The organism is Hoyosella altamirensis (assembly GCF_014191505.1).
In the GTDB taxonomy this organism is placed as follows: Bacteria; Actinomycetota; Actinomycetes; order Mycobacteriales; family Mycobacteriaceae; genus Hoyosella; species Hoyosella altamirensis.
On record NZ_JACHWS010000002.1, the window covers coordinates 644,020 to 657,522 of the forward strand.

Consider the following 13,503-nt stretch of genomic DNA (forward strand, 5'->3'; position numbering starts at 1 on the left):
ATCGGACCACCTACCCGGGCGTCACCAGTCCCGATTCGTAAGCGGCCACAACCGCCTGAGCACGGTCGCGCAGCTGCAATTTCGACAGCACATTGCTGACATGGCTTTTCACGGTCTGCTCCGCAACCACCAGCGCATCCGCGATCTCGGCGTTACTCATGCCGTGCGCAACGAGTTCAAGCACCTCACGTTCACGCGGCGTCAACTCCATGAGCAACGACTTACGACGCTTCGGCGCTGCACGCCGTTTCGTGACCTCGGCGATGAGGCGACGCGTCACCGAGGGTGCTAGCAGCGCATCACCGCTCGCGACAATACGCACTGCCCGAACCAGCTCCTCGGCAGTGGCATCTTTCAGGAGGAAGCCGCTCGCACCGGCGGCGAGCGCCTCGTAAACATAGTCATCGATGTCAAATGTCGTCAGCATCAGCACTTTGACGTGGTCGCGGGCCATCCCTGAGGTCAAGATCTGCCGTGTCGCCTCCAGCCCATCCATCACCGGCATACGCACGTCCATCAGCACCACCTCAGGCTCGAGGCGCCTCACAGCTTCCACCGCGTCGGCACCATTCGCGGCATCACCAACCACGATCATGTCGTCCTGCGAAGCGAGCAGCGCACCGAAGCCTTGACGCACCATCGCTTGATCGTCGGCGATGAACAACCTGATGGTCACGTGTCCACCCTATGCCGGCCGGGGTCGCGCGAAGGTGATGGGCAGCTCAGCGCGAACCTCAAAGCCCCCTTTGGGGGTAGGGCCTGCTTGAAGGGTGCCGCCAGCGCTGACGGCCCGCTCGTTCATTCCCGCAATCCCGTTGCCCGGTACGCCGGACAGCGGCTGCAGCAGCTTGTTCGTGATCACTGCCTCCACCGCGGCGTCGGTGTAGGAAATCTGGACGCGGACCGGAGCTCTGGGCGCATGCCTGGAAGCGTTAGCCAGCGCCTCCTGCACGATGCGGTAGAGGCTCATCCCGGTCAGCGCGCTCAGATTCTCCGGCACCTCACCGCTGAATGACCAGTTCAGCGGCACGCCCGCCCTTTTCGTGCTCGCAAGGAGTTCAGGGAGTTGCTGCGCCCCCGGTTGCGGCGCGCGCTGCACCACCGCATCCTCAGCACGGAGCACACCAAGCAGACCGCGCACTTCGAGCAAAGCGCCCCTCGCTGTTCCCGCTATCGATGTAAATTCGTCGCGCACCTCGCCAGGAACATTCTTCAAACGGAACGGTGCCGTCTCCGCTTGCACCACCACGAGCGACATCTGGTGCGCGACAACGTCATGGAGTTCACGCGCAATACGGGCACGCTCTTCCAGGATGATGCGGCGTTCACGCTCCTCATCCCGCAGTCGCTCTTGATCAGAAAGCTGCAGCCGCGACAGCACCAGGCTGCGGAGAAGCACACCCACGACCATCAGTGCGGTCACGCCTAGAGGAAGCCCATCGGCGCCGTCAGTCAGGTCGAAGACAGCAACCGTCACCGCCCAGACGACCACGCTGACCCATATCCGGCACTGCAGAGCCACCGCCCCAGCCAGCAACATCAGCACGATCACGTGCACCACTTGCCAGGGAATATGCCATCCGGGCAGCGTCTCGATCTGCATGTTGACGATGACCGCCCATCCAGCAGCCGCACCGAATCCGAGCACCGGTTTCCGGCGTGCCGCCAACAAGGGCGCCGCAGTAGTCGCAGCGACCACCGGCTGCGTCGCGAGCGACACATCGTGCGTCAGCTGCAGAGTCGACCACGCGACCACGAACAGGATCACGCTCACGACCGCCAGGGACGCGTCGATCCACACCGTCACGTTCGCACGCACCCTCGACGCAAGGCCCATGCCATTACCGTACGCAGGCACGAGCCCCCGCGCCTCGCTCTGCGGAGCGATCGCAGCCCCATACCTCAGTACTAGGCGGTGACGTTCTCCCCACGCAGACTGACGAGCCATTTCAGTCCCGAAGGTGATGTGAGCCGGCAGCCGCGATCCATACCGTTCCGCCCTATGAACAGCTCAGTGACGCTTCGTCGACGACGAATAAGATACGCGACTGGGGTCGCTATTCTCACCGCACTGGCGCTCGCCGCCGTCACTCCGGTTGACGCCGCGATCACCGCAAATTCGGTTTCCACGCTGCCTCAGCACAACAGTCCCGGTACTTCCATGCGAGCGATCACAGCCTTCACCTCGCCCTACTCGCAGTACGGCTGGTGGCCGTCCGACTTCCCTGAGGTAATTGGATATACACCCCAGCTGCGTGACGGCATCTGGATGAACATCGAGGGTGACTGCTCGTCACCAGTTCCGCTGCCCGCCGAGTTCACCGATCCCTGCCGGGAGCACGACCTCGGCTACGACTTGTTGCGGTACGCGTCGAGCACTGGCGACGCACTCGGCAGTGAAGCACGTCAGGCAATAGACGAACAATTCGCTGCCCGGCTGGAGGAATCGTGCGAGAGGCAGACCACAGATAGGCCAGCGTGGCTCTGCGGCGCCGCAGCGACCACGGCAACTACAGTGGTCCGTGCAAATTCGCTGCGCCAGGCCAATAGTGTCCCCAGACACGAACCGCTTCTCACCCTCCAGCTCGCGGGTATCGTGATCGCCATCGTCGTCGCCGCTGTGGGCTTCTCCAGGCTTCGCGGCTTCAGGAAAAACCCTGAAACTTCTCCGTCCATCCCTGACATTCGTGCGAAAGAAACCCGGGGTCACCCCGGTGCCCCCGTGAATCCTCTCAGAGAAGGATGGACGCCATGGCTGTAGCCCAGCTTCGACACATGACGCCCGCCGTCTCGTACCCTGCTGAGAAGATCTCGCTGGGCACCTTCGCCTGGCCAATTCGTGACTGGTTCATGTTGCGCACCGGCCTGCTCTCCACGAGCGGGATCGCGGTCGCACTGTCCCTCACGCCAGGATTACTGCCCCGAGCGGCAGCGATGCAGGCCTTCGTCACCGGCCTCTTCGTGCTTGTGGCGCTCGCCCTTCACTGCGGTGTTTCCTGGGTACTGCGCTACCGGGGGGTGACGGTGCCCGCTGCGTTTCGGGTGGTGGCCGCGGGACTGGGAGTGGTGGTTGCGGCGTACGCGCTCTGGCGCAATTCAGAGTGGCAGAACGCGCTCAGGAGCGAAATGCGGATGCCGGAGATCGGGGCAACCTACTGGGCGGTGTTCGCCGGCCTAGCCGGAGCCATGATCGCGCTGGCCATGCTTGGTGTCCGCCTCATCGCGCGAGCCTCCCGCTCACCGATGAAGCTCGTGGGGATCGCCGTCGTTGTCGGCGCTGTCGTGTACCTCGTCGCGCTGCCCGCGGGAGGTTCCATGGCCACTCGGGCTGTTCAGCCAGTCAGCCTGGATATGCCCGGCCAACTTGCTAATACCCCGTGGGTTTCGGGCAGTTCGGATTCCCGGGTCTCCTGGGAGGAACTGGGAAGTTACGGTCAGCGTTTCGTGCTGGGCTCGGGAGCCGCCGGGGCATCGAGTGGTGCGGTACGTGTTTATGCCGGCATGTCCGCGGCAGACTCCATCCAGGAGCGCGCCGCCCTAGTGGTGCACGAGCTTGAAAGGACTGGGGGGCTGACGAAGTCGCATTTAGTCGTCGCTTTCCCCACTGGCAGCGGCTGGATTGACCCGGCTGCGGCCAGGGCGATCGAAGATCGATTCGGCGATGACGTGGCGACCGCGGCCATGGCCTATTCGACAAGTCCGAGCTGGATCAATTACCTATTCGGCCGGGTGGAAGCGGAGGAAGCCGCAGCAATCCTCACCTCCGAGGTCGCGGCGCGTCTTCAGGAGATGCCACGCGCGGAACGTCCCCGCCTGTACCTTTACGGCCTCAGCATGGGGTCGATCGCTGGCGCAGCCGCACTGACCGCACTGGATCACGCTGGCCTGGAGCCCTGTGGTGTCCTTTGGGCCGGAGCGCCGCCCGCCGTGGACCGCACGACCACGCGAACCGTTGTAGTCGAGAACCCCAGCGATCCCGTTGCTGTCTGGGAACCGCGCCTCGCTGTATGGCCGACAGAACGCCTCGACGTCTGGCTACCAGTTGTGTCGTACCTCCAAGTGAGCGCTGATCTGGCGAATTCGCTTGCCGCTGGCCCCGGCTTTGGCCACCGCTACGGCGCCGAGCAGGGTGACCTTTTGCCGGACTGCGGACCTGAACGCTATTAATTTCGGGACCGCTACCGATTCGCGGTGCTTGATTCGGGCCCGGAACCTGACACGATTGCCTTATGCGGGGAATAATCCTGGCGGGCGGCACAGGTTCGCGCCTGCATCCGATCACGCTTGGCATCAGCAAGCAACTGCTGCCGGTCTATGACAAGCCGATGATCTATTACCCGCTCTGCACGTTGATGATGGCGGGAATTTCGGATGTTCTTGTGATCACTACCCCACACGAACAAGGGCAGTTTCAGCGTCTGCTCGGTGACGGCTCACAATTCGGAATCAGCCTGACGTATGCGGTCCAGTCCGAACCACGCGGGCTGGCGCAAGCGTTCACCCTCGGTGCGGCGCACATAGGCACAGGTGCTGTCGCACTCATTCTTGGCGACAACATCTTCTACGGCCCGGGAACCGGAACGAGTCTGAAGCGGTTCCACGGACTCGATGGAGGTTTCGTCTTCGGCTACCGGGTGTCGGACCCGTCCGCATATGGGGTGATCGAGTTCGGTGCCGACGGGCGGGCGATATCTCTGGAAGAAAAGCCAGCGAAACCCAAATCGCATTATGCGGTACCAGGCTTGTACTTCTATGACAATGATGTTGTATCGATCGCGCAAGGTTTGGAGCCTTCTCAGCGCGGTGAATACGAGATCACCGACATCAACCTCGCATACCTCAACGCAGGTAGGCTTTCCGTGGAGAAACTCGGCCGTGGCACCGCATGGCTGGATACTGGAACGTTCGACTCGTTCCTCGAGGCGTGCAATTTCGTGCGCACAATCGAGCACCGGCAAGGCATGAAAATCAGTGCGCCTGAAGAGGTCGCATGGCGGTGCGGCTTCATCGATGACGAGGCTCTCGAGCGCCACGGGCATTTGCTAAGGAAATCGGGGTACGGAAGCTACCTCCTCGAACTGCTGGAAAGCGAAAAAGACGATGGAATTTCGTGAACTGAGAATTCCCGGGTCCTGGGAAGTCACCCCTCGCCAATTCTCCGATGACCGTGGCGTCTTTCTCGAATGGTTCAAACAGGAAACCTTCACAAGCACGACCGGTCAGCGCTTTGAACTGGAGCAGGCGAACTGGTCTGTATCAGGCGAAGGTGCGCTGCGTGGTATTCATTTCGCTGACGTACCGCCAGGCCAGGCGAAGTACGTCACGTGCGTGCGCGGCGCGATACTCGACGTTGTCGTGGATGTCCGTGTCGGCTCACCGACGTTTGGGCAGTGGGACAGCGTCTTGCTTGATGACACAGCGAAGCGGGCGGTCTTCATCGACGTAGGGCTGGGACACGCCTTTTACGCACTCGATGAGAAAGCGACGGTCCTTTACCTTTGCACCAGCGGGTACAACCCGAAAGCGGAACACGGGATCAACCCACTCGACCGCGATATCGGAATCGAGTGGCCGCATATCGGACACACGGGACGGCGGCTAGACCCGATTCTGTCTGACAAGGATGCTGCGGCGCCGACCCTGAAAGAGGCTCAGGAGCAGGGGATTCTCCCGACGTTCCGCGGTTAGGAGTGTTGGACGCGGTCAGCGAGGCTATCCGGGATTACTCTCAGAACAGAGCACACCACGCCTGGAGGCCGACATGACGAGCGCACATTCGGCGCGACTGCTGTCCCTGGAAGAGTGGGACGCACTTCCTGAGGACAACAGTGCCCGCATCGAACTCCAGGAAGGTGTGCTTATCGTAAGCCCAAAACCGCAGCGTAGGCACCAACGAGCAGCGGCACGAATCTGGAAGCAGTTGGACTCCCAACTCCCTTTAGGCTTCGAAGCGCTGCTCGACTTCGAGATCGTCGTCGAAGCGGAGTTCCCAGCGACCGTTCGGGTACCCGATGTTGTTGTGACGCGGTCCGACGGCCCTGACAAACGTGTAGCCGCAGCGGAGGTCGTGATTGCCATCGAGATCGTCTCGCCTGGGTCGCGGCGCACCGATACCGTCACGAAACGTTCCGAATACGCCGAGGCCGGAATCCCGCACTACAGGATAGTCGATCTTGATGAGCCCGCCACTTTGACGGCCCTGCACCTCGCTGGAGACTTTGGTTACCAGGAGGCTCCTGCTGTCTCCGGCAGTTTCACGACGGCGGAACCGTTCGCTCTGACGCTCCAACTTGACGGGCTCGCTGACGCCCGCTGACTGTGCACGCGTCAGGAGATCTTGAAGATCACTGCGCGCTGAACGATGAAGTTAATGACTGTCGCCGTCCCTTGCGCAATCACGAACGCCACCGGGACCCGCCACAGCGCGTCTTCGGGGAAGTAATGGTACAGCGCGGTCGAGATGCCCACTTGAAGAGCGAAGGTGACACCGTAGAGCGCGATGACCGCCATGAATCGCGCGTTGCTGTGGGGCGCTTTGAAGGTCCACCGCCGGTTGATCATGTAGGCGGTTGTGGTGCCGAGGATGAAGCTGATCGATTTCGCCAGCCAGAACGGAAGCCCGAGGCCAAGAAATGCAAGCAGGGAACCGAAGTCCACAATCGCAGAAAGCCCGCCCGTCACGCCGAAGCGGATCATCTGTGTCTTCAGGCTGACATCGGCGGTGCTGGTGTATTCGTCGAGCGGCAGCTCAACGGGGAGGGGCAGTTCGTGGTGTTCTTCGGACGCTGTTGCCACGAAGCGAGCCTAGCGTGCCTTTGGCAAGATTCCCGGCACTTGCGCGAGCTAACACCGTTAGCCCACAATATAGCTAACAGTGTTAGCCAAGGAGGCTGTCGTGAAGTTCGCCAAATATCCGCTCATCGCTCTCGGGGTAGTACTTCTTGCCGGAATCGGCAGCTACGCCTGGACAGCAATCACCAAACCCTCCATTCACACATCAGTGGACATCAACGCTGACCCCGATGCCGTGTGGGAGATACTCACGGACTTTGACGCGTACAGCGAGTGGAATCCGTTCATCATCCACTCCTCTGGCGCAGCCGAAGTCGGCGCACAACTGCACAACACGCTGCGCAACGGCGAAACCGAAATGGAATTCGCACCCACGATCGTCGTCGCCGATCCGGGTTCAGAACTCCGCTGGATCGGCCAGTTCCTCCTGCCCGGGATCATCAAGGGTGAGCACTATTTCCTTATCGAAGAGATCAGCCCCGGCAGGGTACGTTTCATCCAGGGTGAAGACTTCCGCGGAGCACTTGTTCCTTTTGCTGGAAGTGCGCTCGACGTCGAAGACGGCTTCGACGCAATGAATCAGGCACTCAAGAAGAAGGCCGAGGAGGAGCGTGACGCCCGAGTTGCCGCTGCGGCCCCAACTCCCTGAACTTTCCGCACGCGCTCGTGAAATCACCAATTGCGCGCGGCGCCTCCTCGAGGCTCACGGCTGGGAGTACGTGACCATGCGAGTTCTTGCGGCGGAGCTGGGCATCAAAGCCCCGTCGCTGTACAAGCACTTCCGCGGCAGAGAGGCGCTGCGCGCCGCACTGATCAGCGATGGACTTGCTGAAACCGGTCAGCGACTATTCGCCGCGATCGCGGAAGAACACTCGATCGCGGCGCTCCTGCAAGCCTATCGCCAGCTGGCACGCGATAGCCCCAGCATGTACCGGCTCGCGACCTCAGGTGAGATGCCGAGAGCGGACCTTCCGGACGGGCTGGAAGAGTGGGCCGGATCGCCCTTTTTCCTGGTCACGGGCGACCCTTACGATGCACAAGCACTGTGGTCTTTCGCACACGGGATGTCGATCCTCGAGATCGACAACCGCTACCCTCCAGGTTCAGAACTTGACCGCACCTGGGAAAGGGGCATCCGGGCCTTCACTAATTCCCTACGGACTGAGTGAGTTCGGCCTGTCCACCGCCAGGTCTCAGAGCGGGCGAGTAACCTCTACCTCGATGTCAACGACTGCCAAATCAGGCGCTCCGGGGTTCAGCCCGGAACTGCCCACTCACACAAAGACGCTAATGGGCTGGGCACGTACCGCGCCGACCACAGCTCAGGTGCTTTCGACGCCCGACGTTGAGCTCATCGCAAAGGCCGTGCGCATGGCCAGCGAAAAGGCCGAAAGCAAGCCCTCTTACCTCCAGCGGGGAATCATCGCGCGGGGGCTGGGCCGATCCTACGGCGACCCCGCACAAAACGCCGGTGGCCTCGTCATCGACATGAATCCGATCAACAAGATTCATTCGATCGACGCGGACACCCAGCTCGTGGACGTTGATGCGGGCGTCAACCTCGATCAGCTGATGAAGGCGGCCCTGCCGTTCGGCCTTTGGGTTCCGGTCCTCCCTGGCACCCGCCAGGTCACCATCGGTGGGGCGATCGGGTCTGACATTCATGGCAAGAACCATCACAGCGCGGGGAGCTTCGGCAATCACGTGTTGTCCATGGATCTGCTCACTGCCGACGGCCAGGTTCGTACCCTTACGCCACACGGAAAGAACTCCGAACTGTTCTGGGCCACCGTGGGCGGTCAGGGGCTCACCGGGATCATCTTGCGGGCAGTCATCAAGATGACGCCGACGGAAACCGCCTACTTCATCGCCGACGGTGACCGCACGCGGAATCTGGATGAGACGATCGCCCTGCACAGCGACGGCAGTGAGGATCAGTACGACTACTCCTCGGGGTGGTTCGATGCGATCTCCAAGGGCCCCAAGCTGGGCCGGGCCGCGATCTCGCGAGGATCGCTCGCCAAATTGGACGAGCTTCCGAAGAAGCTGCAAAAAGACCCGCTGAAGTTCGATGCGCCGACATTGATGACGCTGCCCGACATGTTCCCGAACGGGATGGGCAACAAGTTCACCTTCGGAATGCTCGGTGAGGTCTGGTACCAGAAGTCCGGCACGTACCGGAACAAGGTGCAAAACCTCACGCAGTTCTATCACCCGCTCGACCTCTTCGGGGAGTGGAACCGCGCCTACGGAACAACTGGCTTCCTCCAGTACCAATTCATTGTTCCCCTAAGCGCGGTCAATGAATTCCGGGCAATCATCCGCGACATCGCGCACAGCGGCCACTACTCGTTCCTCAACGTGTTCAAGAGATTCGGTCCAGGCAATGACGCGCCGCTGTCCTTCCCCATGCCTGGGTGGAACATTTGCGTCGACTTCCCGATCAAGCCCGGTCTCCACGAACTCGTCACGGACCTGGATCGTCGTGTTCTCGAAATGGGTGGTCGTCTCTACCTCGCCAAGGATTCGCGTACCACTGCGGAAACCTTCCATGCGATGTATCCGCGGATTGACGAGTGGATCAAGGTCCGCCGCTCCGTGGATCCGAATGGTGTCTTTGTCTCCGATCTCGCCAGAAGGCTGGAACTCCTATGATCGATGCTGTTGGCAATCCCAAGTCCATACTGCTGCTCGGCGGTACGTCAGACATCGCGCTCGCTATCGCTGAGCAGTACCTTGCGGCAGGGCCTGTCCGCGTCGTGCTGGCAGCGCGGCCCTCAGATCGCCGTGAGGCCGCGGCCAGTCGCATGCGACACGCGGGTGCCACCGTCGTTCTGGTCGACTTCGATGCGCTCGACGCTTCCAGCCACGAAAAGTCCATCGACGAGGCCTTCTCCGGTAATGACATTGACGTCGCTGTCGTGGCGTTCGGGCTACTCGGTGATGCCGAAGAAATGTGGCAGGACCAGGTCAAAGCTGTCGAGCTAGCAACCGTCAATTACACCGCCGCGGTCTCTGCTGGCGTGCTCATCGGCGACAAACTGAAAGCCCAGGGCTACGGACGGATAATCGCGCTGTCGTCAGTCGCTGGGGAGCGGGTCCGCCGGTCGAATTTCGTCTACGGTTCGAGCAAGGCCGGATTCGACGGTTTCTACCTCGGGCTTGGTGAAGCGCTGCGCCCGTTCGGTGTTCGCGTCACCGTGGTGCGCCCTGGAATGGTGCGCACCAAGATGACCGACGGTATGGACGAAGCACCCATGACAATCACTGCCGACGAAGTCGCACGGATCGCAGTCAACGCGTCGCGCAAGGGCAAAGAACTCGTGTGGGCTCCTGCGCCGTATCGTTTCGTCATGTCCGCGCTACGGCACGTGCCCCGACCGCTCTTCCGAAAGCTCCCGATCTAATCCGGAAGCACACCCGCACTAGAGTCCTTCTGGCCACGCTCTTCCAGCACCTGTGAGGACTTCCTGACGGTCCCGTAACGCCCAGGTAGTGCAGCAGACACGGCGGCGCGAGACGCTCGGTTTATGTTGAGCACACCAAAGTTCCTGCACGGCGTCTTCCCGTTCAGCGGAAAAGGTCTCGACAAGCCGCGGCTGATCGACGATTCAATGGCGTTCACCGTTCCCTCCGGTCACCTCGCGCAGCCGCTCTACTTTCGTGGCGGCCACACAGGCTCAAACCTTGTCACCGTCACATTGGTTCGAGACGGGGCCACGATGCGGATATTCCCCATGGCCGCGCAGGGCGCGGTAAACATTCCCCTCCGCGTCGTCGAGGACGTCGACCCCGATACCCGACTGGAACTGCACGTCGCCGCACCGAAGGGATGCTCCGGCGAGGTCGTCATCGATTTCGGGCTGGTACTGATATGACGCGGAGGCGCCTTCTCGTCATCGGAAACGGGATGGCTGGGGCGCGGACAGTCGAAGAGATCATCAACCGTGGTGGCCAGGAGCAGTTCGACATCACCATGATCGGCGACGAGCCGTACGGTAACTACAACCGCATCATGCTCTCGCACGTTCTGGCCGGTGAAGCCACAATCGACGATGATGACCTGCTGCTTAATCCAATGAGCTGGTACCGGGACAACGGCGTCACCCTCTATGCAGGTGATCGTGCTACCCGGCTCGACCGCTTCGCCAAGTACGTGCGATGCGAAAGTGGACGGACGGTCAGCTACGACACCCTGATCATCGCGACGGGTTCGACGAGTTTCTTTCCGAACATCGACGGCCTCCGCGCCTCCGATGGCCACCTGATGAAAGGTGTCTTCGGTTTCAGGAACATCGAGGACACCAATGGGATGCTGCAGATGGCGCATTCCCGCGACAAGACTCACGCTGCAGTCATCGGTGGCGGGTTACTGGGGCTGGAAGCGGCGTACGGCCTGCGCACCCAGGGACTTACCGTCGATGTGGTGCATTCGCCCACCTACCTGATGAACCAGCAACTCGACGAGCGCGGCGGAAACGTGCTGCGCAGGGAGATCGAAAAGTTGGGGATCGGTGTCCACACCGGCGCGCGTACGACCTCCGTGCACCGCGACGCGGCAGGCGGCGTCACGGGCGTTGGGTTCGCCGACGGGACCGCTCTCCCCGCCGACATGGTCGTCGTCACTGCTGGTATCCGGCCCAACACCGAGTTCGCGCGAGCTGGTGGAGTGATCGTGGAGCGCGGAATCGTGGTCGACGACCAAATGCGCTGCGAAGACGAAAGCGCCATCTACGCGGTTGGGGAATGCGTGCAGCACCGCGGCGAGGTTTACGGTCTCGTCGCACCGGTGTGGGAGCAGGCCGTCACACTCGCCGATCATCTCACTGGCGCCAATCCCGACGCCGCGTATCACGGCTCTCGTATCACCACGAAGCTGAAGGTCGCGGGCATCGACGTCGCAGCGATGGGCGTGAAGGGCCCTGAGCGAGACGATGACGAGTTCGTCCAGTTCTACGAGCCTTCGACTGGCGTGTACAAAAGTGTCGTCGTCCGCGACGGCAAACTCATCGGGGCCATGCTGCTAGGAGACGTCAGCAAGATCGGGTACCTGAGCCAGGCATTCGATGACAAGGTGCCCCTGCCACAGGAACGCATCACCATGTTGTTCGACCTGGGCGGACCCGGAGAAGCAACCGGCGCCATGGAACTTGCCGATGACGCGCAGGTTTGCAACTGCAACGGCGTCACCAAGGGCGCGATCGTCGATTGCGTCCACCGTGGAGCGGCGTCCCTTTCCGAGGTGATCGCGCAAACCCGGGCCGGAAAGGGCTGCGGGTCGTGCAAAAACCTCGTGGGCGATATCGTCGCGTGCGCCGCAGGCGGAACTCTCGAGCCCGACCCGGCAGCCGACTACTACGTTCCCTGCATTCCGCTGACGAAACCACAGCTCATCGGTGAGATCCGCGATCGTGGGCTGCGGGCGGTTTCCGCGGTCTTCGCCGATCTCGCCGTTGATGGCAAGGAGGACGCCACCGCGAAGATGCCCCTGGCGTCCCTGCTGCGAATCGTCTGGGGACCGGATTGGGCAGACGAGCGTGGTGCGCTCTTCATCAACGACCGCGTGCATGCGAACATTCAGCGCGACGGCACTTTCTCCGTCGTTCCACAGATGAAGGGTGGCGTCACCACCCCTGATCAATTGCGCAAAATTGCGGACGTTGCCGACAAATACAACGTACCGATGGTGAAAGTGACCGGTGGCCAGCGGATCGATCTGCTCGGCATCAAGAAGGAAGAACTCCCCAGCGTCTGGGCAGATCTTGGGATGCCTTCCGGCTTCGCTTACGGAAAGTCGATGCGCACCGTGAAGACGTGTGTCGGCAGCGATTTCTGCCGGTACGGGCTCGGCGATTCAACGGCCCTCGGCGTTGAGCTGGAAACTCGATTACAAGGCCTCGAGGCGCCGGCGAAGCTGAAAATGGCTGTGGCAGGCTGTCCCCGAAATTGTAGTGAGGCGTTGTGCAAAGACGTCGGCGTCGTCGCAGTCGGCTCCGGCTGGGAAATCTATCTAGGTGGCGCGGCAGGAGCTCACATCCGTAAGGGTGATCTCTTCACGACCGTCGAAACTCCGGACGAGGTCGTACTTCTGTGCGGGCGATTCGTTCAGTACTACCGCGAGAACGCCAAATGGCTGGAGCGCACGTATGACTTCGTTCCTCGAGTCGGCCTCGACACCCTCAAATCGGTGCTGCTCGATGATTCGGAGGGGATCGCCGCTGAACTCGACGCACGCCTGCAGCATTCAGTAGAGGGCTACCGCGACCCCTGGCTTGAGCGCGCTGAGCCGCGTTCGCCCGCGCAGTTCGCGTCGGCGCTGCCGTTGATGCCGCTACCACAGGTACCTGTCCGATGAGCTGGGTAACTGTCGGTCATGTCCGCGACCTCACGCCCGGTGAAGGACGCACGTTTGTCGTTGATGGGCACCAGATCGCGGTGTTCCTGCTGCCGGACGGATCACTCCGGGCCACCGCTGCCGTGTGTCCACACAAAGGCGGCCCGCTCGCGGACGGGCAGATCGACTCGAATGTCGTGGTGTGTCCGCTCCACCAATACGCGTTCGCTTTCGAATCAGGTCTTTGCACTACGGGGGAGGTCGAAGCCGTGCCGGTCTACGCCGCGCGCTTGCTGAACGAAGAGATTCACATTCGGCTCTGAGGTGAGCCCAAGGCGGCCCCGCGCGGCAGACCCCGCCGTCACCAGCACTGTCGA

15 protein-coding genes are annotated in these 13,503 nt (G+C 61.7%); 12 read left to right on the forward strand and 3 right to left on the reverse strand.

Going from position 1 to position 13,503, the window contains the following annotated elements; genetic code table 11:
- Positions 1-10 precede the first annotated feature (10 nt).
- Together FHU29_RS11805 and FHU29_RS11810 are read right to left on the reverse strand one after the other, a co-directional pair.
- Complete coding sequence (locus tag FHU29_RS11805) at positions 11-676, reverse strand: response regulator (RefSeq protein ID WP_064442425.1); 666 nt, start codon at positions 674-676, stop codon at positions 11-13.
- Between the two features lie 9 nt (positions 677-685).
- The gene (locus FHU29_RS11810; RefSeq protein ID WP_232323084.1) at positions 686-1,948 is read right to left on the reverse strand and encodes a sensor histidine kinase; all 1,263 of its coding nucleotides are present in this window, start codon (positions 1,946-1,948) and stop codon (positions 686-688) included.
- 54 nt (positions 1,949-2,002) lie between these two features.
- Here FHU29_RS11810 and FHU29_RS11815 point away from each other — a divergent pair, with 54 nt between their 5' ends.
- The 5 genes from FHU29_RS11815 to FHU29_RS11835 all read left to right on the forward strand — a co-directional run bounded on the left by FHU29_RS11815 (position 2,003) and on the right by FHU29_RS11835 (position 6,316).
- Positions 2,003-2,761: a hypothetical protein gene (locus FHU29_RS11815; RefSeq protein ID WP_064442423.1), complete on the forward strand. Its 759-nt coding sequence runs from the start codon at positions 2,003-2,005 to the stop codon at positions 2,759-2,761.
- On the forward strand, positions 2,752-4,167 hold the full coding sequence (locus FHU29_RS11820) for an alpha/beta-hydrolase family protein (protein WP_183377546.1): 1,416 nt from the start codon (positions 2,752-2,754) through the stop codon (positions 4,165-4,167). Before FHU29_RS11815 ends, FHU29_RS11820 begins: the two co-directional genes overlap by 10 nt.
- A 62-nt stretch (positions 4,168-4,229) precedes the next feature.
- On the forward strand, positions 4,230-5,114 hold the full coding sequence (rfbA, locus tag FHU29_RS11825; RefSeq protein WP_064442422.1) for a glucose-1-phosphate thymidylyltransferase RfbA: 885 nt from the start codon (positions 4,230-4,232) through the stop codon (positions 5,112-5,114).
- On the forward strand, positions 5,101-5,688 hold the full coding sequence (gene rfbC, locus FHU29_RS11830; protein ID WP_064442421.1) for a dTDP-4-dehydrorhamnose 3,5-epimerase: 588 nt from the start codon (positions 5,101-5,103) through the stop codon (positions 5,686-5,688). Before rfbA ends, rfbC begins: the two co-directional genes overlap by 14 nt.
- A 73-nt stretch (positions 5,689-5,761) precedes the next feature.
- On the forward strand, positions 5,762-6,316 hold the full coding sequence (locus FHU29_RS11835) for a Uma2 family endonuclease (protein ID WP_064442420.1): 555 nt from the start codon (positions 5,762-5,764) through the stop codon (positions 6,314-6,316).
- Between the two features lie 11 nt (positions 6,317-6,327).
- On the opposite strand, the gene FHU29_RS11840 is transcribed toward FHU29_RS11835, so the two are convergent.
- A complete protein-coding gene (locus tag FHU29_RS11840; protein WP_074390936.1) occupies positions 6,328-6,795 on the reverse strand; it encodes a GtrA family protein in 468 nt (155 codons plus the stop codon).
- A gap of 100 nt (positions 6,796-6,895) precedes the next feature.
- Between FHU29_RS11840 and FHU29_RS11845 the strand changes: the two genes are divergently transcribed.
- From FHU29_RS11845 to FHU29_RS11875, 7 genes are all read left to right on the forward strand, one after another.
- Positions 6,896-7,441: an SRPBCC domain-containing protein gene (locus FHU29_RS11845; RefSeq protein ID WP_064442419.1), complete on the forward strand. Its 546-nt coding sequence runs from the start codon at positions 6,896-6,898 to the stop codon at positions 7,439-7,441.
- Positions 7,404-7,961 (forward strand): TetR/AcrR family transcriptional regulator, encoded by a 558-nt coding sequence (locus FHU29_RS11850; RefSeq protein ID WP_064442418.1) that lies wholly within the window; start codon positions 7,404-7,406, stop codon positions 7,959-7,961. The genes FHU29_RS11845 and FHU29_RS11850 overlap by 38 nt, the downstream gene beginning before the upstream one ends.
- 52 nt (positions 7,962-8,013) lie before the next feature.
- The gene (gene dprE1 / locus FHU29_RS11855) at positions 8,014-9,447 is read left to right on the forward strand and encodes a decaprenylphosphoryl-beta-D-ribose oxidase (RefSeq protein ID WP_064442417.1); all 1,434 of its coding nucleotides are present in this window, start codon (positions 8,014-8,016) and stop codon (positions 9,445-9,447) included.
- Complete coding sequence (gene dprE2, locus FHU29_RS11860) at positions 9,444-10,199, forward strand: decaprenylphospho-beta-D-erythro-pentofuranosid-2-ulose 2-reductase (protein WP_064442416.1); 756 nt, start codon at positions 9,444-9,446, stop codon at positions 10,197-10,199. Before dprE1 ends, dprE2 begins: the two co-directional genes overlap by 4 nt.
- A 123-nt stretch (positions 10,200-10,322) precedes the next feature.
- Complete coding sequence (locus FHU29_RS11865) at positions 10,323-10,670, forward strand: hypothetical protein (protein WP_064442415.1); 348 nt, start codon at positions 10,323-10,325, stop codon at positions 10,668-10,670.
- Positions 10,667-13,147 carry a nitrite reductase large subunit NirB gene (gene nirB / locus FHU29_RS11870; RefSeq protein WP_064442414.1) on the forward strand — a complete coding sequence of 827 codons (2,481 nt, stop codon included), beginning with the start codon at positions 10,667-10,669 and terminating at the stop codon, positions 13,145-13,147. The genes FHU29_RS11865 and nirB overlap by 4 nt, the downstream gene beginning before the upstream one ends.
- On the forward strand, positions 13,144-13,449 hold the full coding sequence (locus FHU29_RS11875) for a Rieske (2Fe-2S) protein (RefSeq protein ID WP_064442413.1): 306 nt from the start codon (positions 13,144-13,146) through the stop codon (positions 13,447-13,449). The genes nirB and FHU29_RS11875 overlap by 4 nt, the downstream gene beginning before the upstream one ends.
- Positions 13,450-13,503 lie beyond the last annotated feature (54 nt).

What these genes read in the sequence shown, in the direction of transcription:
- FHU29_RS11835 (WP_064442420.1), top strand. Translation starts at nt 5,762, where the DNA reads ATGACGAGCGCACATTCGGCGCGACTGCTGTCCCTGGAAGAGTGGGAC.
- dprE1 (WP_064442417.1), top strand. Translation starts at nt 8,014, where the DNA reads ATGTCAACGACTGCCAAATCAGGCGCTCCGGGGTTCAGCCCGGAACTG.
- FHU29_RS11810 (WP_232323084.1), bottom strand. Translation starts at nt 1,948, where the DNA reads ATGGCTCGTCAGTCTGCGTGGGGAGAACGTCACCGCCTAGTACTGAGG.
- FHU29_RS11815 (WP_064442423.1), top strand. Translation starts at nt 2,003, where the DNA reads ATGAACAGCTCAGTGACGCTTCGTCGACGACGAATAAGATACGCGACT.
- dprE2 (WP_064442416.1), top strand. Translation starts at nt 9,444, where the DNA reads ATGATCGATGCTGTTGGCAATCCCAAGTCCATACTGCTGCTCGGCGGT.
- FHU29_RS11865 (WP_064442415.1), top strand. Translation starts at nt 10,323, where the DNA reads ATGTTGAGCACACCAAAGTTCCTGCACGGCGTCTTCCCGTTCAGCGGA.
- FHU29_RS11875 (WP_064442413.1), top strand. Translation starts at nt 13,144, where the DNA reads ATGAGCTGGGTAACTGTCGGTCATGTCCGCGACCTCACGCCCGGTGAA.
- rfbA (WP_064442422.1), top strand. Translation starts at nt 4,230, where the DNA reads ATGCGGGGAATAATCCTGGCGGGCGGCACAGGTTCGCGCCTGCATCCG.
- rfbC (WP_064442421.1), top strand. Translation starts at nt 5,101, where the DNA reads ATGGAATTTCGTGAACTGAGAATTCCCGGGTCCTGGGAAGTCACCCCT.
- FHU29_RS11820 (WP_183377546.1), top strand. Translation starts at nt 2,752, where the DNA reads ATGGCTGTAGCCCAGCTTCGACACATGACGCCCGCCGTCTCGTACCCT.
- nirB (WP_064442414.1), top strand. Translation starts at nt 10,667, where the DNA reads ATGACGCGGAGGCGCCTTCTCGTCATCGGAAACGGGATGGCTGGGGCG.